Origin of the sequence: Streptomyces sp. NPDC087440 (genome assembly GCF_044744005.1) — a bacterium.
Classification (GTDB): Bacteria; Actinomycetota; Actinomycetes; order Streptomycetales; family Streptomycetaceae; genus Streptomyces.
On sequence record NZ_JBIUXN010000022.1, the window covers coordinates 18,853 to 38,768 of the forward strand.

Consider the following 19,916-nt stretch of genomic DNA (forward strand, 5'->3'; position numbering starts at 1 on the left):
CCGGGCGACGGGGGCGGGACCGGTCCATGGCGGGCCGGTGGACGGGCATGCGGGGGCGGGCCCGGTGCGTGACGGGCCGGTTCGGCGGACGGGGTGTCACGACAGCGCGGCAGGACGCTCCGGCGGTTGCGGAGCGTCCTGCCGCGTGCGGTACGTACGTGTCAGTCGACGTCCGCGGTGCGGGCCTCGGGGGCGGACTGGTTCTCCGGGGGCGCCGGCTGGGGCGGGCCCGGGCGGATGGCGAACGCGCACAGGGCGCCCGCCGCGACCACGATCGCCTGGGTGAGCATGCTGACCCGGATGGCACCGGCCAGGGCCTCGTGGAAGGCGTCGAGGGCCCCGGGCGCGGGACTGCTCCCGGATTCCACCGGCCGCCCGGTCGCGATGTTCTGCCCGCTGCCGAGCCGCAGTTGCAGCACCATGCCGATGACGGCGCTGGCGAGCAGACCGCCGAACTCCTGGACCGTGTTGACGGTTCCGGAGGCAACGCCGCTGAGCTGGGGCGGAACCTCCCGCATACCGACGCTGAACAGGGGCGCGAAGGTGAATCCGGTGCCGACTCCGGCGAGCGCCAGCGGTCCGATGAGCTGCCACACCGAGGCGTCGGCGGTGGCCTGGAGCGCGAGGAGGGCGAGACCGGCGGCGAAGCTCACCAGTCCGCAGAGCAGGACGCGTTTGGGGCCGACGGTCTCGATGATCCGGCCGCTGACGGCGGCGGACACCACCGACAGCAGCGGCATCACGGCGATCACCAGCCCCGCCCTGGCCGCGGACAGGCCCTGCACGCTCTGCAGGTACAGCGTCAGGGGCAGGAACGCGCCGACGACGCCGAAGCCGACCGTGACGGCGATCAGGTTCATGAGGGTGAAGCTGCGCACCTTGAAGAGCGCGAAGGGCACCAGCGGCACGCCGGACTGGCGGCGGCGCTGGTCGGCGAAGAAGACGGCCAGCAGCACCAGGCCCGCGCCGATGACCGCCCAGACCGCCGCCGACCACCGCAGCCGCTCCCCCTCGACGAGGCCGAACACCACGGCGCCCATGCCGCACAGGAGCAGCAGCACGGAGCCGACGCCCAGTGGCCGGCGCAGGCCCGGCCGCGGGTCGGGCAGGAAGCGCACCACCAGGAAGAAGGTGAGCAGCCCGATGGGCAGGTTGACGTAGAAGATCCACCGCCAGGAGGCGTTGGTGACCAGCAGCCCGCCGATCAGCGGGCCCGCCAGCACGGCCAGTCCCGACAGGGCGCCGGTGAACCCGAAGGCGGCCCCCCACTTCTGCGGCGGGAACAGGGTGGTGATCATGGGCATGAGCTGCGGTACGAGGAGCGCTCCGCCGAGCCCCTGGAGCACCCGGAAGCAGATCAGCTGCCAGGGTTCCTGGGCGATGCCGCACAGCACGGACGCGGTGCCGAAGACGGTGAGACCGATCAGGTACACACGTCGCGGGCCGTGCAGGTCGCCGAGCCGCCCGGCCAGGATCAGGGTGGTGGAGAAGGCCATGATGTACGCGCTGAAGACCCAGACCGCCTGGTCGATGGACGCGTCGAACGTCTCGATGAGGCTGGGGGTGGCCGAGCTGACGATCGTGACGTCCAGCAGGGTCATGAAGACGCCGAGGCAGAGCATCCCCAGCGCTGCCCACGGGTTGGTCCCCGGGGGCTTGGTGTCCGTGGTCGAGGTCACGAGTGTTCTCCAGTGAGGGGGTCCGTCATGAAGCCGAAGTGCAGGGGAACCACCGGGCACCGCTCGACGCCCGGCCGGTCCCCGCGTGCTTCGGCCAGTTCCGCGGCGCGCGCGTACCAGGCGGCGGCCGCGGGTTCGCCCGAGGCCTTGGCCGGGCCGTCCCGGTCGCTCCAGGCGAGGTGTTCGGTCAGGAAGGGGCCGTGGGCGTTCTCGCCCGCGTACAGCGCGGGAGCGGCGGGGCCGAGCAGTCCCGCCCCGGTCAGGGCCTCCCCGTACCGCTGGAGCAGTTCGGTCAGCTGCCCGGTGCGGCCTTCGCGCACCTGATAGGTCGTCAGGGTGTGCAGCGGTGTGTCCCGGGGGATGTCGTGGGGGGCGGCGCCGGTGAGCCGGGTGACGGCGGGCCAGTCGACGGGGGGTCGGGCGCCGCGGCTCTCGGTGAGGGAGAACATCTCCTGCCACAGGGAGTTGACCTCCGGGTCGAGATAGGCCGCGTCGACGGCGCCGGGCACGCCCCAGGTCACGAGTTCCACGATGAACGGGCCTTCGGCGCCCTGCCCGTGGGCGATCCAGGAGGGCTCGTCGGTGACCAGCCCCTGCCGCCTGAGCAGGGGCCAGTGGCGGTTGAGGACCTCGACGGCCGCTTCGTACCGTCCGGGCCCGAGCAGGTAGGTGGTGAGCATCTGCTGCTCGTGGGACCGGTCACCGTCCCTTCGGCTTCGACTTCGGCTCTTGGCAGGCACAGTCGTCCACCCTTCGCTTCGTTCGTCGGTTCGCAGAGGTCGAGCGGTGCACCGCCGGGAGGCTCAGCCCGGGCGGCTGCCCCAGACGCTGAGCACGGAGCTGGCAGGTTCCACGAGGTCGTGGTCGCGCAGCAGGGTCACCGCGGCGTCGAGCTGCGGCTCGGTGAGGTGCCCGCGGGCCAGCAGCCGGGGGCGCAGTTGCTCCAGCGTGAGCCGGGAGAACTCCGAGGCGGCGCTGCCCGCGTGGAACGGGTAGACCCGCACCTGGGCGCCGCAGTCGGTGAGTCCGTACCGCTCCAGCAGCGGGGGCGACGCGACCATCAGGTCACGCACCCACTGCGGGTCGGCGCCGGCCTCCCGGCTCAGTACCTGCGAGACGCCGTCCAGGGCCCCGCCGACCACCGTGGTCGGGTCGTACGGCGGGAAACCGGCGAGCTCCTCGATCACGATGCGGCCGCCGGGGGCGAGCCAGCCGACGAGGCGGGCGAGCACCTCCTCGGGCTCGTCGAGGAAGATCAGCACGGATCGGCAGTGGATGAGGTCGACGCCCTGCACGGGGGCCGGGTCGGCGGCCGCGTCGTGCCGCAGGGGGACCAGGTTGGGCAGGCCGCCGTCGTGCACGTGGCGCAGGTCGACGTCGGTGGCCCAGACGCGGGCGTCGGGGTGGCGGCGGGCGAGGTGGCGGGCGATGGTGCCGGAGCCTGCGCCGATCTCCACGATCTCGCGGGGGGCGGCGGGTGCGCGGGCCTCCAGGATCTCGACGGTGGCCGGGTCGGTCATCTCCGCCAGCATCTCCAGCCGCAGCCCTTCGTCCTGCCAGGCCGGGTCCAGTGGCGGGGGCCCGTTCTCCTCGCGTGCGGCTGCCTTCATCGTGTCCCCTCTCGTCCGCTGTCGTCCGCGTGCCGGTGACGGCCCACCGCCGTCCGCCCCCGGAGTCTTCCAGCGGCCCGGGGCGCCGGACCTCGACAAGCGCCAACGGGTCCGCGAAGGTCACTTACTTTCCGGGGGCGCCCCGGGCAGTTGACCCGGATGGCGAAGAGCCGGGGGCGGCGGGCGCTCTCAGGCTTCCGCTGCGGGCCGGGACAGCTGCTCCGACACCTGTTCCGGCAGCGGCTCCGGGCGGATCGCGCACCGGATGCCGCGGAAGTTGGACGAGCCCATCTCGGGGTTCTCGTCGTCGTCCCCGGTGAGCCGGTTGACGTTGCTCTCCCGCCAGCCGCCGTCGGCGCCCCGCTCGGGGTACCACCAGGTGGCGGCGGCCACCACGACGTCGGGCGCGACCGTGTCGGTGACCTTGGCCCGCATCCGGACCTCCCGGCCACGGGCACCGACCAGCACCCAGCTGCCGTCCGCGACTCCCTCGCGGGCCGCCGCCTCGGGATGCAGCTCGACGACGGGGTCCGGTTCCTTGGCGCGCAGCGACGGCAGGTTGCGGAACTCGGAGTTGAAGAAGAACGGCGAGTGCGCCGAGGTGAGCAGATAGGGGCCGTCCTGCGGCCGTTCGGCGAGGGGACGGTGCACGGGCAGCGGCTCGTACCCGAAGGCCCGCAGCGCGTCGCAGCGGATGTTGAAACGACCGCTGCGGGTGGCGAAGCCCTGGGTGCGGTACTTCTCGTACGTCAGCGGGGTGGCCCGGTAGTGCTGTTCGGCCAGGCTGCGGAAGTCCATGCCCACCGGGGCCAGCCGGGCGTCGAGGGAGTCCGCGGCCGTGGCCCAGAAGTTCTCGCCCAGGCCGAGCCGGGAGGCGAGGGCGGTGAGGATCTCCTCGTCGGAACGGCACTCGCCGACCTGCGCGAACTTCCGGCGGGCGGCGACGTAGTGGGCGTGCTCGACGATCTGGTCGCGTTCCAGCCAGCCGCCGACCGGCAGCACGATGTCGGCCATGGCGGCCGTGGGTGTCAGGTGCAGGTCCGCGACGGCGAGGAAGTCGAGTGCTTGGAGCGCGGTGTGGACCCGGTCGGAGTCCGCGTAGTTGACGAGCAGGTTGCTGCCGTGCACGAGCATCGTCGTGACCGGGTAGGGGCGGTGCTCGAGGACCGCGTCCCAGACGGCACGGGGGTGCGCCCATCCGGCCATGGAGAGGATGCGGTGGCGGTCGCCGCCGAGCCGCTTGGGGTGCTGTGCCTCGGGCAGCGCTTCGGTGAGCGGCAGGGCACGGCGGCCGACGATGCCCGGTGGCTCGAAGATGACGTCGCCGCCCCGCCGGTCGAGGTTTCCGCAGATCGCGGAGAGGATGGCGAGGGCGCGGCAGACGTGGAAGGAGTTGCGGTTCTGCTGGGCCCCGGTGCCCAGTTCGATCGCGGCGGCCGGCGCCGACGCGTAGGCGAGGGCGGCGGCGCGCACGTCGGCGGCGGGCAGCCCGGTGAGGTGCTCGACCTTCTCGGGGGCGTAGGCCCGGGTGTGTTCCGCCAGGTCCTCGAAGCCGACGGTGTGGTCCTTGACGAACGCGTGGTCGTAGAGGTCCGCCTCGATCACCGTGTGGATCATGGCGAGGGCGAGCGCGGCGTCCCCTGCGGGGCGTATCTGCAGGTGGTGCTGGGCGCGGCGGGCGAGCGCGGTGCGCCGGGGGTCCACGACGATCATGCGGGTGCCGTGGCGTACGGCGTCCAGGAGCCGGGTGCCGATGACGCCGTCGCCGTGGGTCATGGACTTGTTGCAGCCCCACAGCAGGACGACGTCGGGCGCGCCCTCGTAGTCGCAGAAGGTGAAGGCTCCCAGGGTGAGGATGCTCGCCATCACCCGTGGATAGAAGCAGACGTGGGCCGGGCCGAGCACGTTGGGCGTGCCGTAGCTGTTGGCGAACCGGAACAGCCACTCCTGGTAGTTGCGGTCGGTGCCCTGGGCGACGACCAGGGACTCGGGGCCGTGCCGGTCGCGGGTGCGGTCGAGGGCCCGCGCGACCCGGTCGAGGGCCTCGTCCCACCCGATGGGCCGGAAGCTGCCGCTGCCGCGCGGCCCGGTGCGCAGCAGGGGCCGGGTGAGCCGGTCGGCGGCGTACAGCTGGTCGAGGGAGGCGCGGCCCTTGGCGCACAGGAACCCCCGGTTGTTGGGGTTGTCGGGGTCGCCCTCGATGCGGGTGAGCCGCCCGCCGCCGATCTCCACCAGGGCGCCGCAGCCGCCGTGGCACATCCGGCAGACGGTGCGGTGCACACCGTCCTCGGCGACGCTCGTCACGTGGGGTTCGCTCACCTGGGGTGCCTCCGGTTGTCGGTCCGGTACGTCGGTTGCGTCGGTCCGGTACGTCGGGCGGGCGGGGGGGCGCACGGGGTGCGTGGGTCCCTCAGCCCCGGGTCAGCGGGATGCCGCCCGTGGTCGTCCGCAGTGCTCCGGCGGCGCGTGCGACGCTGCGGGCGAGGTCGTCGATCCGGCCGCCGAGGTCCGGGTCGACGGGAACTCCGCCCCGCAGCGCGGAGCGGCCCTGCGGTACGGCGACCTGCCCCGGCACCATCCAGGCCCGCAGCCAACGGGCCATCATCCGCAGGTCGTTGAGGGCGTTGCTGTTGCTGCGGCCGCCGAGCGCGACGATGGCGCCGAACACCTTCCCCTCGGCGTGTTCGAAGTCCAGCAGGTCGATGGCGTTCTTCAGCGCGCCGTTGACGGCGCCGTGGTACTCCGCGCCGCTCAGGATGATCCCGTCGGCGGCCCGGCACGCTTCGCGCAGTACGGTCACGTCAGGGAAGTGCGGCCAGGGTTCGCGCTTGTCGCCGTTGCAGAAGGGGAGCTGGAGTTCGCGCAGGTCGAGCAGGCGTACCGGATGGCCGTCGGCGGCCAGGGTGCGCAGGGCGTGCCGCAGCAGTTCCTGGCTGGTGGAGCCCGGTCGCATGCTGCCGCCGATGCCCAGGATCGCGGCGGGGGCCGAAGGGGTCATTCGTCCTCACAGATGGCGTCGGCGGGGCAGCAGTCCATCGCCTCGTACACGGCGTCCTCGTCGTCCTCGGTCTCGGGCTGACGCAGCACGTAGGAGTAGCCCGCCTCGTCGTTGCGGGCGAAGAAGTCGGGGGCGATGCAACGGCAGGTGTCGCAGTCGGTGCACTCGACGTTGACGAAGAACCGGCCGGTGTCGTTGTCCGGCACCCGGGCGGGGTCCTGAAGGGTCATACGAGTCCTCCGGGCGGTGCGCCGGCGTGGACGAGCTCCAGGACCCGGCCGGTGTCGTCCCGGATCACGTGCCCGTAGGTGTGGCCGAGTTCGTCGGCGGGCGTGTGGGAGAGCAGCCGGACGCCGTCGAAGGTGGCGAGGAAGTCGAGCAGCGGCCGTACGTGTTCGGGGGTGTCGACGGACAGCCCGTAGTGCGACATGAGGGCGGACCTCTGCTCGGGCGACCGGTCGGCCCAGCTGCCGCGGCCGCGGCAGCTGAACAGTTCGATCTCGTTGCCGAGAGCGCTGCGCAGGTTGATCCAGTGTCCGGGGGTGCCGTAGGCGCGCGGCGCGATGTAGGAGGGTCCGGTCCGGACCCGGCTGACCCCCGGCGACCGGTGGACCTGGTCCAGCAGGTCCTCGAAGTCCTTCTCGTCGCCGTAGTCGCCGACGTAGAACGCCACGTGGTGCACTCCGGTGACGCGCAGGGTGCGTGCGTCGAGGGTGTGCCCGAAGAAGGCGCTCAGCACGTCGGGGGCCCGGGTGCGGTGTGCCTCGTCGGCCCGGTCCAGGAGTTTCTGCAGCGCCGGGCCCCGGTCGGCCCCGGTGGGGATGGCATCGCTGACGGGGAACTGCATGGGACGGCTCACCTCCGGGTGAGGTAGTCGCTGAGCAGGGTTTCGAGGTCGCCGTGTCCCACGTAGGGCTCCTGGAGGCCGCCGTAGAGCTCGGGGCGGCGGCCGTGCAGGCAGAAGTAGAGGCTGCGGGTGAAGGAGAGGTCGACCTCGCGCATGGTGCGCAGGTACTCCATGTCCAGTTCGGCGGTCAGGACGGCCTCTTCCTCGTCGAGGGAGGCGAGGAGTTCTTCTGGGGCGGCGACCGTGCTGTGTCCGGCGACGTTGATGGACACCTGGCGGCCGACGCGTTCGCCGGTGACGCTGCCGACGGCGCTGGCGAGGAGGGTGTAGCAGACGTTGAAGGAGGAGTTCGCCTGGAGGCAGGGACGGGTGATCGCGAGGTTGCCGCGCAGGGCGGCCCCCGGCACGGCGATGATCTCCGCGCCGCGCAGGGCGAGGGTGCGGGGCACCTCGGGTATCCAGAAGTCGGAGCAGACGCAGACGCCGAGCCGCCCGAACGGGGTGTCCACGAGGACGAATTCGTCGCTGGCGGTGACCGAGACCATCTCGGCGGCGAACCGGTGGGTCTTGCGGGCCTTGACGACGATCTCGCCCCGGTCGTCCAGGAGCACGGCCGTGTTGTAGTAGCGGTCGCCCTCGCGTTCGACGACGGTGCCGCACAGGATGTACGCGCCGATCCTGCGGGCGTGTGCGGCGAGTTGGTCGATGACCGGGCCCGGGACGGTCTGGTCGATGATGCCCTTGAGGTGGGCGCGGCCGGGGAAGTAGAAGGGCGGGCCGAGGAAGAACTCGGGCAGGACGACGAGTTCGGCCGCCTCGACGGTGTCCAGGAGGGCGAGCGTCCGGTTCAGGTTGGTCTCGGGGTCGGGGTCCCACAGGGTCTGCAGGAGCGCGACGCGGGGCCGGGTGGTGGGCTTCACCGTATGTCTCCCAGGGGTAGGTTGCCGGGCCGCACGGAGGCTGCGACCAGTGCCTGGCCGAGCGGTGAGCGGCGGAAGTCCGCGAGAAAGGGGGCCGCCGCCTGCATGCGGCGCAGTTCGTGCAGGTCCAGGTCGGCGCTGACCACGCACTCCTCCCGGTCGGCTTCGGCGAGGACCGATTCCTGGCGGCGGAAGTCACGGGAGTAGGCGCCGATCGCCATGGGGCTGCGGACGATCGCGGTGCGGCCCATGTAGGTGAGTCCGGCCAGGGTGTTCTCCCCGGTGGCTCCGGCGAACAGGACGTAGGCGCAGTTCTCGGCGGCGCGGGCGAGCAGCATCTGCCGTACGGGGTCGGCGAAGGGCCGCAGCAGGATGGACGGGCAGAGCAGGATCTCCACTCCGTCGGCGAACAGGGCGCGCAGCACTTCGGGGAACTGGATGTCGTAGCCGATGACGAGGCCGATGCGGCCCAGGGGTGTGTCCACGACCCGGGCGCCCGGCTCCCCGGTCAGGAAGTGGGCCTCCAGGTCGTAGACGACGGTGCGCCGGTAGACGTCGGCGATGCTGCCGTCGTCGCGGACCAGGACGGCGGAGCTGTGCACCTGTTCGCCGTTGCGTTCCAGGAGCCCGGCGGCGAGCCAGATCCGGTGCTGCCGGGCTCGCTCGGCGAGCCATCGGGTGACCGGGCCCGGCACGGGCTCGGCCACCTCGTGGCTCTTGGGCAGGTTGAGCGCCGTGGCGAACGCCTCGGGCAGCACGACGAGTTCGCAGCCGTCGTCCACCGCCTCCCGGATCAGTGCGTCGGCGCGCCGGAGGTTGTCGGCGGTGCGGTTGGTGGCGACGGACAGCTGGATCAGGCCGGCGCGCAGCCGCCTGCGAGGGGTCATGAAGGCGCTCCTGGGTGCGGATGTCCGGTGGCGGGTCGCCGGCGGTGGGGCTCAGCCGGTGCCCGCCGTGTCGTAGATGCCGGGCTCTCCGACGCTGTAGCCGACGTGCAGCGGTTGCGAGGAGGTGATCAGGTTGATGTTCTCCTTGGCCACGGACCACGTCTCCAGGCCGCGCCCGTCGAGCAGTTCGCGCATCTCGGGTTCGCTGAAGGAGGCGCGCAGCGACGTCATGAACGCCTCGGCGTCCCCGTCCGCGTACTGCAGGACGAACGAGACCATGCCCTCGTCCGCGTCGCGGGCCAGGTCGTAGAGCACCACGATGCCGCCGGGCCTGCACACCCGGGCGCACTCGGCGACGATCCGTTCGGGCTTGTCCCAGCGGGCCACCGCGCAGAAGCTGAAGACGACGTCGAAGGAGTCGTCGTCGTACGGCAGCCGGGTCAGCCGGGCCCATTCGCAGGCGAAGTCGCCGCCGTAGCCGACCAGGTTCGCGAAGATGGTGTTCTCGCGGGTGACTTCGAGGAAGGCGTCGTTGCTGTCGACGCCGGTGAACTGCGCGCCCGGGTGCTGTGCGGCGAGCCGCAGGGAGATCAGGCCGCTGGCGCAGCCGACTTCGAGGATCTCCTTGCCCTCGCCGCAGTACGGCCCGATGAGCTTCATCATGTGCTGCATCGGGATGATCATCGAGCTGCGGATGTTGCGGTCGTAGGCCCGGCACTCGTCGACGTCGTCGAAGGCGTCCTTCTGCGGGACCCGCCCGGCCAGGTCGAAGATGCGGCCGCGGGGTCGGCGGCGCAGGGTCGCGGGAGCGTTCTCAGAGCTGGACAACGGGGAGTCCTTTCCGGCCGTCGGCGCGGTCGATCTGCCAGTTGAGGATCTCGGTGCTGGCCGAGGTGGGCTGCGGGAGGCGGTAGTTGGCGTCCGAGTAGAACGTCTTGCAGATGTTGTCGATGTAGTACCAGCCCTTGGGGTACGTGACCTGGATGGCCTCGTCGGTGATCTCGATGAGGCCCTTGGCGGCGAGGTCGTCGCACTTGTCGCGGAAGTACTCGTAGGGGTCGACGCCGTGCCGCTCCCGGTAGACGGACCGCTTCATGCGGAGCAGCTTGAGGCCGAGGACGAGGCTGCGGCAGCGCTGTTCGTGCTCGTCGGTGTAGGCGCCCATCACGATGGGCAGCCGGCCCGCGTTGCAGGTGTCGATGTAGGCGTTGATGTCGGGCTGGGTGAGGTACATCCGGTTGTTGAGGTAGCCGTAGGCCCCGGAGCCCATGGCGACCATGTCGCCGCAGCGGCCCCACACCTGGGAGAGGTGGTCGGTGAGGTAGAAGGTGTCCGTCTCCAGGCCCCGGTACGGCTTGGAGCCGTCGGTCAGGATCGGGTAGGTGCGCACCCCCTGGGCCTCCCACTCGGGCTTCATGGGTTCGATGAAGTCGTTGTACGTCAGGGCGAGGTACCCGTTGTCCATCAGCGTGGTGTGCATGTGCCGGTACATCTCGTCGGCCTCCTGCGTGCTGGGGCACGGCGGGGTGGCCCCGGACTGCAGCGCGAAGAACACCTCGGAGCCGGGCAGGACCGCGTAGTTGTACACCGAGAACGACGTCACGGGCAGGTCCATCAGGGTCCTGAGGTCCTGGTCCCACAGGTCGTGGGTCTGGCCGGGGATGCCGATCATGTAGTCGATGCAGAGGTTCTCCATGCCGCTGCGGTCGATCAGCTCGATCGTCCTGGTGGCGGACTCGCCGGTGTGCGCGCGGGCCCGGCCGAGGTAGCGCAGCAGCGGGTCGTGGAAGGTCTGCACGCCCAGGCTCATCCGGTTGACGCCGTGTTTGAGCAGGACGTCGAGCTTGTGCTGGTCGACGTCGACGGGGGTGGACTCGATGGTGACCGAGCAGTCGTCGCTGAAGTTGAGCCGCTGCTTCATGAAGCCGATCAGGTCGTCGAGTTCCTCGGCCCGCAGGGTCGTGGGCGTGCCGCCGCCGAAGTAGCCGGAAGTGAAGACGACGTCCTTGAGGTACGGGTGCCGGGAGTAGAGGTCGATCTCGGCCTTCAGGGCCTCGATGTACCGGCGGACCAGCGTGTTGCGGGTGTTGAACTTGTTGTACGGGCAGGAGGTGCACACCTGGTTGCAGAAGGGGATGTGCACGTAGAACGAGGTGGTCTTGGGGAACTTCTCCTGCTGGGCGTGCATCTGTGCGGCGGTGAGCGGTCCGACGTCGCAGGGGTACCAGCGCACGAACTCGATGTCCCGCTCGGGGTATTCGCGCCAGAAGCTCGGTGTGTCGAGGAAGTTCCTGGTGATGGTGGTGTCGGTCACGAGTTCCTCCGGTGTCGGATGGCGAGCGTCATGGGCCCGTCCGCCTCGGCCCGCCAGTCGTGCAGGCCCGCGGCGGTGAGCAGGGCCTCGGTCTCGGGCAGGGTGTACGCGCCGTGCAGCGAGGTGAGGAAGGTGCGCAGCCGGTAGCTGCCCTCCTGCGAGGTGTCGTCGGCCATCTCCCTGAGCGCGTATTCGAGGATGAAGGGGTCGGGGTCGCGGCGCAGGTCGCTGACGAACACCTGGCCGCCCGGCACGAGCAGCCCGGCCAGGCGGCGCAGTGCGGCGGCCGGGTCGGGCCAGCCGCCGAGGGTGTTGGCGCTGTACACGACGGTGAACCGGCGGGTGTTCCAGGGGGCCCGAGCGGGGTTGGGCACTCCCTGGGGCGCGGTGTGCACGACGGCCCGTGCGCCCGCGTCGGCGAGGCGGCGCTCGTACAGGGCGGCGGCTTCGTGCGACTCGCACACCGCGTGCAGTTCGGTGGGGCCCAGCCGCAGGAGTTCTCCGCCGAGCCCGCCGTAGCCGGGTCCGGCTTCGAGTACGGGTCCCGCGCCCGCGGCGTCGAGGACGTCGCGCAGGAACTCGCCCTTGTAGCGGCCCCGTTCGGCCAGGTAGCGGTCGTAGGCCTGTCGTTCCTGCGCGGTGGAGCGCGGGTGACGGGCGGGGACCCGCAGCGCGAGCGGGCCGGCGGTGGACATCGGGCGGTCACACCTCCTTCAGTACGTCGAACAGGTGCTGCTCCGCCTCGACGACCCGGCGCACGACCGCCCGCAGTTCACCGGCCAACTGCGCGCGCAGCGGGTCGAGTTCCCCGGCCGCCCGGGAGCGCAGCCCCGGCAGGTGGGAGCCGAGGGTCCGGGCGGCGTCCTGGTCCTGCGGGCTGCCGCGCAGCAGGTGCTGGTCGCGGGCGTTGAGGGTGTCGCGCAGCTCGGTGAACGCGGGGGTCCAGGACGGCAGGAGGAGGGCGAGGAACTCGTGCCAGGCGTCCACCGCGTTCCGCGCGAGCGGGCGGGCCCGTTCGAGGGCCGGGTCCGCGGTGCGGGCGGCGGCTTCGGTGAGGAAGTCGGCGAACATCACCCGGAAGCCGCAGCCGCCGGTTCCGGCCAGTTCGAAGTCGACATAGGCTCCGCCGAGCGCGGCGACGACGTCCGCCGCCGGGCTCTTGCGTACGAAGTGGTCCAGGCCCGCACCGTAGGCGGCGAGTCCGCGCAGGCCGAAGGTGGGCACCACGGGGTTCAGCATGGCGTCGCAGGAGGCGCGCACTCCGCGCCGTACGGCGTCCTCGGAGGGTTCGCGGGCCTTCGCCCAGTCGGCGCGCAGCCAGGCGTACCGGGGCGGGAAGGGCGGGTGCTCGGAGCCTCGGGCGGCGGCCAGTTCGTCCAGGGTCAGGGTGCGGGCGGTGCGGCAGCGGTCGGAGACGGTGACGGTCCGGGCGTCGGGGTCGTGGCCCAGCAGGACGAAGGCGTGGGCGCCGAAGTGGCGGGTGGCCTGGTAGTACGGGAGGTGGAACAGGTCGCCGTAGACGATCACGGGTTCGCCTCGGTCCAGTGGGCCGCGTACGTCCTGCCAGGCGGTTGCGGGGTCGGCCGGGACGACCACGTCCATCGGCAGGCCGAGGCCGTCCGTCATGCGCCGGGTGAAGTCGGGGAAGGGTCCGTTGCGGCCGCCGACGAAGGCCCGCCCCTCGGGTCCGGCGGGCATGTGCATGAAGCTGATGCCGCCGCCGAGGCCGAACAGCAGGGGTTCGCTCACCTGTGTTCCGTGCTGGGCGAGCACCTTGTGCAGTGCGGCGGTCTCGCAGTGGGCACCGCCGTGCCGGTGGGCGGCCGGGGCCCGCGTGCTGTCGCGGCCTGCTGCGCGGACGGTCATACGCGCGCTCCCTTCGCTTCGGCGACCGGCACCGGGGTGGCCGTGGGCGCGGTCTGCTGGTCGGTGGGGCGGGCGGGCGGTGGCAGGGCGGCGGGCCGCTCCGCGGCGAGTTCCGTGAGCACCGAGCGGGTGTAGGGGTTGTCGGGTGCGGGCGGGTGGTCGAGGGCCGTGCCCGCGAGGACGTTGCGGACGGCGGCGGCCACGAGCGGTAGGGGCACGCCCTGGTCCGTGAGTTCCTCGGTGAGCGCGGCGCAGGCCCGCAGCGCGGCCTTGGTGGCGGCGCGGTTGACCGGCCCCACCAGGTTCTCCTCACCGGCCAGTACGGTGCCGAGTCCCTGGGCGAGGTGGCGCAGTTCGTCGAGCCGGCCGGTGTCCTCGGTGACCAGGACGGTCGGCACGCCGTGGGCGAGGGCGGCGAACTGGCAGACCGGTTTGAGCCCGGCGACCGCGAGGCCGGCCAGGTCGGCGTCGTCCGCGAGGAGGGACCGCAGGCGGGCGGTGGGCACGCTGGTCGCCAGGCTGACGAACAGGGGTCGCCGCCCGGTGCGCACGGCGTGCCGGGCCAGCGCGTGCAGAGCCGGCTCCGTGCGCTCCGGCGGCACGCACAGCAGTACCGCGTCCGCCGTGACCAGGGTCTCGGCGTCCGCGAGGGGCAGGCCCGTCGCCGTGGCCGCACGGCGGGCGGCGGCGCGGTCCGTGTCGTACAGGAACAGGGAGAACCGGTCCTTGAGGCGGGCCGCGAGGACGGTGCCCAGCCGTCCCGTTCCGGCGATGCCCACGGTGGTGATGCCCCCGTCCGTGGCGGTGTGGGTGCCCGTCATGAGGTGGCCGCCGCCGCGAGGTCCTCCAGGGAGAGGCTGCCGGGCTTGAGCATGCGGTCCATGGCGCGCCGCACGGTGTCGCGGTCGATCGGCTCGACGACGGGGGTGATGCCGACGGCCGCCGTGACGTGCTCCGCCACCTCGGAACAGAGCCGTGCGGTGTCTCCGCTCTCGGCCTCGACCCGAATCTCCAGGCCCCGGTGGGTGACTCCGGCCGCCCAGTAGAGGCCGCTGCCCTTGGTGGACAGCACGACGTCCTCCAGCGCCAGCTTGTTGATCCGCCTGCCGTCCACGACGAGCTGTTCGCTGACCCGCCCGTGGTGGTCGAGCGTGCGCCGGGGGCTGCCGCAGGCGCAGGTGGCGCGGTGCACGGTGACGAAGTCGCCGGTGCGGTAGCGCAGCAGCGGCATGGCCCGGCTGACGAGGCTGGTCAGGACGAGTTCGCCGGGGGTTCCGTCCGCGACGGGTTCGGCGGTCTCCGGGTCGATCACCTCGAACAGGTGCCGGTCCTCGGTGAGGTGGAGGGCGCCCTCGGCGCAGGTGAGCCCGAGCGAGTTGGTCTCGGTCGAGCCGTAGGCGTTGGACAGGCGCACGCCCCACAGGTCGGCGATCTTGGAGAGTTTGGCGGGCGAGCAGGTCTCCCCCACGTACATGAAGGTGCGCAGGCCCACCTCCAGGGGGTCGCGTCCGCTGTCCTTGAGGAGGTCGTAGAGGCGCAGCGCCCGGCTGGGGGTGCACACGAGGCCGGTCGGTTTGACCGTCCACATCATCTCGACCATGCGCTCGAAGGGGCAGACCCGGCTGAGCGTGCCGACCGCCACGACTCCGGCGCCCACCCGTTCCAGGGCGCGGTCCACGTCGTAGGAGGCGAAGGCCAGTTCGTAGGGGATGGCGATGAAGACGAGGTCGCCGGGGCCGAAGAGGTGGCCGACGGAGCGTTCCACGGCGACGTTGCCGCGTATCCAGTCCTCGTAGGTGATGACGGCGGAGGTCGGGCTGCCGGTGGTGCCGGTCGACTCGCCGTAGCGGACGATCTCCTGCCGGTCGGCGGCGACCAGTCCGAAGGGGTAGGCGGCGCGCAGGTCGGCCTTGGTGGTGAAGGGCAGGGTGCGGATGTCGTCGAGGGAGTCGAAGCGGGTCGCGCGGTGTGCGCTCCAGTGGTGGCGGTAGTACGGGGAGGAGGTGAGGGCGTACGTCACGCTCTCCCGCAGCCGGGTGAGCTGGAGCTCGGCGGCCCGGGCCGGGTCGAGCTTCTCGTACGCGTCCAGGTCGGCGTAGGCGGCGCAGCGGATCTCGTGGTGGCGGAGGTGGGGCGGGACTGCGGTCTCGGTCACTGGTCTTCCTCCCCGAAGGTGATCTGGGTCTTGATCCGGACGTCGGCCGGGTCGCCCGCCGCCGGGGCGGCGAAGGCCTGCTCGGCGGCGTCGGCCGGAGCGCGGTGCGTGACCAGCCGGGCGGCCTGCTCCCGGTGGGTGTCGAGGAACGCGTGGACGGCGCCGAAGCTGCCGGTGCCGCCGATGGAGCCGATGAGGGTCAGGCCCTTGACGACGAGCAGGTCCGTGCGCACCTCGGTGCGGCGGCGCAGGCCGAAGCACAGGACCCGGCCCCGCGGCCGGGCGAGGACGAGGGCGGTGTTGAGTCCGGCCTCGCTGCCGGAGCACTCGACGACCACCGGGTGGTCCGCGCCCTCGGCGAGGTCCGCGTAGCCGGTGGCCCGGTCGTCGGGGCGGGGCGGCGGCTGGACCAGCGCGCCGGGGAACAGCTGCCGCACCCGTGCGGCCTTGTCGGGGTCCTGCTCCAGGAGGCGTACGGAGCGGACGTGGTGCTGCCCGGTCAGCAGCAGGTAGGAGGCCAGGCCCAGGGCGCCCGCGCCGACGATCAGCACGTCGTCGTCCGGGGCGGGGGCCAGCCGCCGCAGCCCGTGGTCGGCGACGGCGAAGAACTCGGAGAGGGCCAGCAGACCGGCGCCGAGCGCGCAGGTGTCCGGGTAGAGGTAGCGCCGGTCGACGACTTTGCGCCGGGTGGAGAATCCGTCCACGGTGATCCCGAACTTCTCGATGTTCCGGCAGAGGTTCCGGTCGGTGCGGCAGCCGGGGCACGCGCCGCACCAGCGGGAGCAGTCCCCGGTGACCCACTGCCCGAGCAGGTCCCGGCCGCCCGGGCCGGTGTCCACCACCCGCCCCGCCCACTCGTGGCCGAAGCGGATCGGGTAGCTGCGCGGGCCTCCGTAGGTGCCGTCGTAGAGGCGGTGGTCGCTGCCGCACAAGGTGATGCGGTCCACCTCCACGAGGACGTCGTCGGCGCCGAGTGCGGGCAGGGCCGGCGCCCGGCGGGAGACGCGCAGTTCGCCGGGGGCGGTCAGCAGCAGGTCCTGGACGCGGCTCATCGGTCCCCCTCCGGTCCGCCCGCGGCGGCGGGGGGCACCCGGCGGCGCTGCGGCAGATGGGCGACGAGTTCGGCCTCGATGCGCTCGCTCTCGCGGCGGGCCATGCGCAGCCGCTCGCGCAGGCCGATGGTGCGCAGCCCCCACCACAGGTACCAGTTGTCGTTGGCGAGCACCCGGGTCTCGATCTCGTCGAGGAGGGTGTCGTCGCCGATGACGTCGCGGGACACGTAGTACTTGGGCACGATGAACCGCTCGTCCCCGGTGAGCAGGCCCTCTTCGACGGCCGTGGTGTGCAGGTCGGTGCCCCGGCAGACCCGCAGGCCCAGCGTCCAGTAGGCGTGGGCGTCGGCCGCGCCGGGCGGCACCAGGTCGTTCATGACGTCGAAGGTCTCGCGCACGGAGTCCCGGTCGTCCCCGGGGCTGCCGATGAACAGGCAGTGCTCGACGCGGATTCCGGCCTGTTCGAACTGGCGGTGGGCGCGGACGATCTGCCGCTGGCGGAAGTTCTTCTTCAGCCGGCGCAGTACCCGGTCGTTGCACGAGTCGGTGCCGAACTCCACGTAGTAGCAGCCGGTACGGACCATGAGGTCGACGAGTTCGGGGGTGACGTTGCCCGGGTTGATCATGCAGGACCAGGGCATCTCGATGCCGCGTGCGGCGAATTCCCGCAGGACCTCGATGGCGTAGTTCAACGGCAGGTTGAAGACGCCGTCGACGATCTCCAGGACCTCCAGCCCCTCGTCCCGCAGGCGTTCCACCTCGTCGGCCACCCGGGTGACCGAGTCGAACTTCACGCCGGTGCCGTCGACCAGGAAGTTGCTGCAGAACACGCACTCCAGGACGCAGCCCTTCTTGGTCTGGATGGTGGCGGGCACCTTCTCGCTGCGGTCGTGGGTCTCGTAGGAGTAGCTGAAGTAGCGCGGGTCGTAGAGGCCGGGGTCGGGCCGGGCGGCCCTGCGGTAGTCGATCTCGAACACCGGGTCCTTGCGGTGGTACGAGCCGTCCGGCGCGGGGAAGATCACCCCGGGCACGTCCGCCGGTTCGGTGCCCCGGTGCAGGTGGGCGAGGAAGGGCACCATGGACTCCTCGGCGAATCCGGTGATGCCGTACTCGGCGCCGACGAAGTCCATCAGGTCGTCCGGGACCGTGGAGAAGCCGGGACCGCCCAGGACGACGGTGACCCCGGGCAGCTCGGCCCGCGCCCAGTCGGCCACTTCGCGGGCGAGCGGGGTGTAGATGACCGGCTCCAGCATGTTCTGCGAGTCGACGTTGCGGATGGAGATGCCCACGACCTCGGGCCGGAAGGCGGCGACCGCCTCGCGCACCGCCTTCTCGTCCTCCTCCTCCCACATCAGGTCCAGCACGTGTACGTCGTGGCCCGCGGCCCGCACCTGGGTCGCGACGGTGACCATGCCGATCGGCAGCACCGGGCGGAAGGACTTGAGCTTGTTCACGGACACGAACATGACCCTCATCCCGAGCCGCCCCCGATCTCGGCGTCGGCGGCCGTCAGGGCCGTGACGAGCGAGCGCAGTTGCTCCTCGCTCTGGTGCCGGTGCACGACCAGGCGCAGCAGGCCGTGCCGGCGGGCGACGGAGGCGATGAACCCCCGCCGTTCCAAGGCGTCGACGAGTTCTCCCGGCGCCCGGTGGCGTGCGGTGACGACGGTGAGGTCGGGGTCCGGTACGTCGAATCCGCCGGTCCGCAGCAGGCCGAGCAGCAGTTCCCTGCGCTCGAACACCGAGGCGACGAGGGAGCGGTAGCCGTCCCGGCCCATGGTGTGCAGTGCGGCCCAGGTGGCGAGCACGGCGGCGCCGGGGCGGGTGCCGAGCAGCCCGTGGTGGTCGTGGGTGCCTCGGTAGTGGGACGCGACCCGCAGGCGGTCCAGGTCGGCCGGGTCCCTGACCAGCAGGTGGCCTGCCGGGATCGGCGCGCCGCCGTACTTGTGCGGGTCGAGGGTGACGGAGGTGACGCCCGGTACGTCGAAGCCGATCCGCGGCAGCCGGTGCCCCAGGTCGCGGGCGAAGGGAACGAGGAAGCCGCCGGTCGCCGCGTCGACGTGCAGCGGCACCCCGAGGGCGCGGGTGTGCTCCGCGACGGCGGGGATGTCGTCCACCGCGCCGGTCTCGGAGGTTCCGGCGGTGGCGACGACGAGCGCGGTGTCCTCGGTGACCAGGGCGCGCAGCGCCTGGGCCCGGACGTGCAGGTCGGGGGTGAGGGGGACATGCACGGGCTCCGCCCCGACCATCGCGAGGATCTTGTCGAAGGAGAAGTGGGCGCTCTCCGGCAGAACGACGCGCGGGGGACGGCCCGTCCGGGTGTGCGGGCCGTCGCGGCGCAGGGCGGCGAGCACCGCCAGGAGGTTCGCCTCGGTCCCGCCGGAGGTGGCCACCCCGGAGGCGTCAGCGAGCCCCATGAGGTCGCCGAGGAGGGCCGTCACCTCCTGTTCGGCGCGCCGCAGCGACGGGAAGATCCGGTTGTCGCCCATGTTGGTCTCGAGTGCCTGGGCGAAGACCTGCCGGGCCACGGGCAGCGGCGCGGAGCAGATGGAGTTGAACACCGTGCCGTCCTCGTAGCCGTGGTCGTCGCGGCGCAGGGCGGCCAGGTCGGCGAGGACGGCCGCGGGGTCCCGGCCGTGCTCGGGCAGGGGGGTGGGCGCGGCGGGCTGCGCCCGGTCAGCGGAGCCGGTGCGGGATGTCGAAGAACTCAGCAGCGTTTCCATGAGCGAGAGCCCTCACGGTCTGTTCCGGAACGCCTCCGAGCCGGAGGCGGTGGACGGTCTTGCCGAGGCCGAGCGGATCGGCGGACCCGAAGTGGAAGCCGGTGTTGAGCATCAGACGGTCCGGCCCCCGGCTGTCGAGGATGCTCATCACCTCCCGGTGGGTGACCTTCTGGCGCACGGCGAACAGGGCGTCCGCCCCCGGCGACACCGCCAGGCCGTAGCCGCCGAGCCCGTCGAAGCCCCCGTGGTCGAGGACCAGGCCGAGCTTGTGCTCGTCGAGGTCCATCACCGCGACGCGCCCCACGTCGACGCCCGAGCGCTCGATGGCGCGGGCGAGCGGCGAGAGCATCGCGCCGAAGGCCTCCAGCGGTGGCGGGGTCTCCACCATCACCGGCGTGCCGGTCTGCGCGGCGAGGCTCAACTGCCTTTCCAGTACGGTCACTTCGTCGGTCGTACGATGACGGAGCGACACCTCGCCCAGTGCCTTCACCCGTGGGTGGCCAAGCCGTTTGTGGAGCTCGTCGACGCCTTCCAGGGCGCTGCGCAGATCGCTCATGTCGGCGGCGTGGACGGCCAGCCCCACGTACAGGTCGATGCCGTACGCCGCCGCGCGCCGGGTCTCGACCTCGATCAGCCGGTCGAAGCGGGCGGCGAACGCGTCGCCCGAGGTGCGGCGTTCGTGGGAGCTCGAACACGGTACGAGCGCGGTGGTGATGCCGCTGACGGCCATCAGTTCGTAGTCGTCGGCGTTGCGCAGGTCGCTGTGGATGTGGTGGTCGAAGAGCGGGACCAGGCCGGGGCCGTGTGCGCCACGCGGTGCCAGGAGCGGGGCTGCGGGTGCCTCGGGCCCGCCGGGCTCTCGCACG

General features: G+C 72.1%; 19 protein-coding genes. All 19 read right to left on the reverse strand.

The features are described 5' to 3' along the window. Nucleotides 1–161: 161 nt before the first annotated feature. Nucleotides 162–1,679 carry an MFS transporter gene (locus ACIO3O_RS33335; protein ID WP_401752434.1) on the reverse strand — a complete coding sequence of 506 codons (1,518 nt, stop codon included), beginning with the start codon at nucleotides 1,677–1,679 and terminating at the stop codon, nucleotides 162–164. Beyond that, nucleotides 1,676–2,359, reverse strand: coding sequence for a hypothetical protein (locus ACIO3O_RS33340; RefSeq protein ID WP_401752435.1), 684 nt, complete (start codon nucleotides 2,357–2,359; stop codon nucleotides 1,676–1,678). The genes ACIO3O_RS33335 and ACIO3O_RS33340 overlap by 4 nt, the downstream gene beginning before the upstream one ends. A gap of 123 nt (nucleotides 2,360–2,482) precedes the next feature. Beyond that, a complete protein-coding gene (locus ACIO3O_RS33345; protein ID WP_401752437.1) occupies nucleotides 2,483–3,289 on the reverse strand; it encodes a class I SAM-dependent methyltransferase in 807 nt (268 codons plus the stop codon). A gap of 189 nt (nucleotides 3,290–3,478) precedes the next feature. Next, nucleotides 3,479–5,608: a molybdopterin-dependent oxidoreductase gene (locus ACIO3O_RS33350; RefSeq protein WP_401752439.1), complete on the reverse strand. Its 2,130-nt coding sequence runs from the start codon at nucleotides 5,606–5,608 to the stop codon at nucleotides 3,479–3,481. Between the two features lie 91 nt (nucleotides 5,609–5,699). Continuing rightward, complete coding sequence (locus ACIO3O_RS33355) at nucleotides 5,700–6,287, reverse strand: NADPH-dependent FMN reductase (protein ID WP_401752441.1); 588 nt, start codon at nucleotides 6,285–6,287, stop codon at nucleotides 5,700–5,702. Continuing rightward, on the reverse strand, nucleotides 6,284–6,517 hold the full coding sequence (locus tag ACIO3O_RS33360; RefSeq protein ID WP_401752442.1) for a ferredoxin: 234 nt from the start codon (nucleotides 6,515–6,517) through the stop codon (nucleotides 6,284–6,286). The genes ACIO3O_RS33355 and ACIO3O_RS33360 overlap by 4 nt, the downstream gene beginning before the upstream one ends. Then, nucleotides 6,514–7,134 (reverse strand): hypothetical protein, encoded by a 621-nt coding sequence (locus ACIO3O_RS33365; RefSeq protein ID WP_401752444.1) that lies wholly within the window; start codon nucleotides 7,132–7,134, stop codon nucleotides 6,514–6,516. The genes ACIO3O_RS33360 and ACIO3O_RS33365 overlap by 4 nt, the downstream gene beginning before the upstream one ends. A gap of 8 nt (nucleotides 7,135–7,142) precedes the next feature. Further along, on the reverse strand, nucleotides 7,143–8,054 hold the full coding sequence (locus ACIO3O_RS33370) for a carbon-nitrogen hydrolase family protein (RefSeq protein ID WP_401752446.1): 912 nt from the start codon (nucleotides 8,052–8,054) through the stop codon (nucleotides 7,143–7,145). Then, nucleotides 8,051–8,941, reverse strand: coding sequence for a carbon-nitrogen hydrolase family protein (locus ACIO3O_RS33375; protein WP_401752448.1), 891 nt, complete (start codon nucleotides 8,939–8,941; stop codon nucleotides 8,051–8,053). The genes ACIO3O_RS33370 and ACIO3O_RS33375 overlap by 4 nt, the downstream gene beginning before the upstream one ends. Nucleotides 8,942–8,992: 51 nt before the next feature. Further along, on the reverse strand, nucleotides 8,993–9,769 hold the full coding sequence (locus ACIO3O_RS33380; RefSeq protein WP_401752449.1) for a class I SAM-dependent methyltransferase: 777 nt from the start codon (nucleotides 9,767–9,769) through the stop codon (nucleotides 8,993–8,995). Next, nucleotides 9,756–11,255 (reverse strand): coproporphyrinogen-III oxidase family protein, encoded by a 1,500-nt coding sequence (locus ACIO3O_RS33385; RefSeq protein ID WP_401752451.1) that lies wholly within the window; start codon nucleotides 11,253–11,255, stop codon nucleotides 9,756–9,758. Before ACIO3O_RS33385 ends, ACIO3O_RS33380 begins: the two co-directional genes overlap by 14 nt. Next, nucleotides 11,252–11,950: a class I SAM-dependent methyltransferase gene (locus tag ACIO3O_RS33390; RefSeq protein ID WP_401752453.1), complete on the reverse strand. Its 699-nt coding sequence runs from the start codon at nucleotides 11,948–11,950 to the stop codon at nucleotides 11,252–11,254. The genes ACIO3O_RS33385 and ACIO3O_RS33390 overlap by 4 nt, the downstream gene beginning before the upstream one ends. Before the next feature lie 7 nt (nucleotides 11,951–11,957). Next, entirely contained in the window at nucleotides 11,958–13,121 is a 1,164-nt protein-coding gene (locus tag ACIO3O_RS33395; RefSeq protein ID WP_401752455.1) for a BtrH N-terminal domain-containing protein, read from the reverse strand. Beyond that, the gene (locus ACIO3O_RS33400; protein WP_401752456.1) at nucleotides 13,118–13,942 is read right to left on the reverse strand and encodes a hypothetical protein; all 825 of its coding nucleotides are present in this window, start codon (nucleotides 13,940–13,942) and stop codon (nucleotides 13,118–13,120) included. Before ACIO3O_RS33400 ends, ACIO3O_RS33395 begins: the two co-directional genes overlap by 4 nt. Then, nucleotides 13,939–15,276, reverse strand: a complete 1,338-nt coding sequence (locus ACIO3O_RS33405) for a phenylacetate--CoA ligase family protein (RefSeq protein WP_401752457.1) — start codon at nucleotides 15,274–15,276, stop codon at nucleotides 13,939–13,941. Before ACIO3O_RS33405 ends, ACIO3O_RS33400 begins: the two co-directional genes overlap by 4 nt. Then, complete coding sequence (locus ACIO3O_RS33410) at nucleotides 15,273–16,328, reverse strand: zinc-binding dehydrogenase (protein ID WP_401752459.1); 1,056 nt, start codon at nucleotides 16,326–16,328, stop codon at nucleotides 15,273–15,275. The genes ACIO3O_RS33405 and ACIO3O_RS33410 overlap by 4 nt, the downstream gene beginning before the upstream one ends. Continuing rightward, complete coding sequence (locus ACIO3O_RS33415; protein WP_401752461.1) at nucleotides 16,325–17,782, reverse strand: B12-binding domain-containing radical SAM protein; 1,458 nt, start codon at nucleotides 17,780–17,782, stop codon at nucleotides 16,325–16,327. The genes ACIO3O_RS33410 and ACIO3O_RS33415 overlap by 4 nt, the downstream gene beginning before the upstream one ends. Nucleotides 17,783–17,799: 17 nt before the next feature. Next, nucleotides 17,800–19,050 (reverse strand): tyrosine decarboxylase MfnA, encoded by a 1,251-nt coding sequence (mfnA, locus tag ACIO3O_RS33420; RefSeq protein WP_401752463.1) that lies wholly within the window; start codon nucleotides 19,048–19,050, stop codon nucleotides 17,800–17,802. Then, complete coding sequence (locus ACIO3O_RS33425) at nucleotides 19,004–19,915, reverse strand: TatD family hydrolase (protein WP_401752464.1); 912 nt, start codon at nucleotides 19,913–19,915, stop codon at nucleotides 19,004–19,006. The genes mfnA and ACIO3O_RS33425 overlap by 47 nt, the downstream gene beginning before the upstream one ends. Nucleotide 19,916 lies beyond the last annotated feature (1 nt).

Excerpts from the sequence above, each read along its gene's own strand:
- ACIO3O_RS33340 (WP_401752435.1), bottom strand. The coding sequence starts at position 2,359 with ATGCTCACCACCTACCTGCTCGGGCCCGGACGGTACGAAGCGGCCGTC.
- ACIO3O_RS33345 (WP_401752437.1), bottom strand. The coding sequence starts at position 3,289 with ATGAAGGCAGCCGCACGCGAGGAGAACGGGCCCCCGCCACTGGACCCG.
- ACIO3O_RS33355 (WP_401752441.1), bottom strand. The coding sequence starts at position 6,287 with ATGACCCCTTCGGCCCCCGCCGCGATCCTGGGCATCGGCGGCAGCATG.
- ACIO3O_RS33360 (WP_401752442.1), bottom strand. The coding sequence starts at position 6,517 with ATGACCCTTCAGGACCCCGCCCGGGTGCCGGACAACGACACCGGCCGG.
- ACIO3O_RS33365 (WP_401752444.1), bottom strand. The coding sequence starts at position 7,134 with ATGCAGTTCCCCGTCAGCGATGCCATCCCCACCGGGGCCGACCGGGGC.
- ACIO3O_RS33375 (WP_401752448.1), bottom strand. The coding sequence starts at position 8,941 with ATGACCCCTCGCAGGCGGCTGCGCGCCGGCCTGATCCAGCTGTCCGTC.
- ACIO3O_RS33390 (WP_401752453.1), bottom strand. The coding sequence starts at position 11,950 with ATGTCCACCGCCGGCCCGCTCGCGCTGCGGGTCCCCGCCCGTCACCCG.
- ACIO3O_RS33395 (WP_401752455.1), bottom strand. The coding sequence starts at position 13,121 with ATGACCGTCCGCGCAGCAGGCCGCGACAGCACGCGGGCCCCGGCCGCC.
- ACIO3O_RS33400 (WP_401752456.1), bottom strand. The coding sequence starts at position 13,942 with ATGACGGGCACCCACACCGCCACGGACGGGGGCATCACCACCGTGGGC.
- ACIO3O_RS33410 (WP_401752459.1), bottom strand. The coding sequence starts at position 16,328 with ATGAGCCGCGTCCAGGACCTGCTGCTGACCGCCCCCGGCGAACTGCGC.
- mfnA (WP_401752463.1), bottom strand. The coding sequence starts at position 19,050 with ATGGAAACGCTGCTGAGTTCTTCGACATCCCGCACCGGCTCCGCTGAC.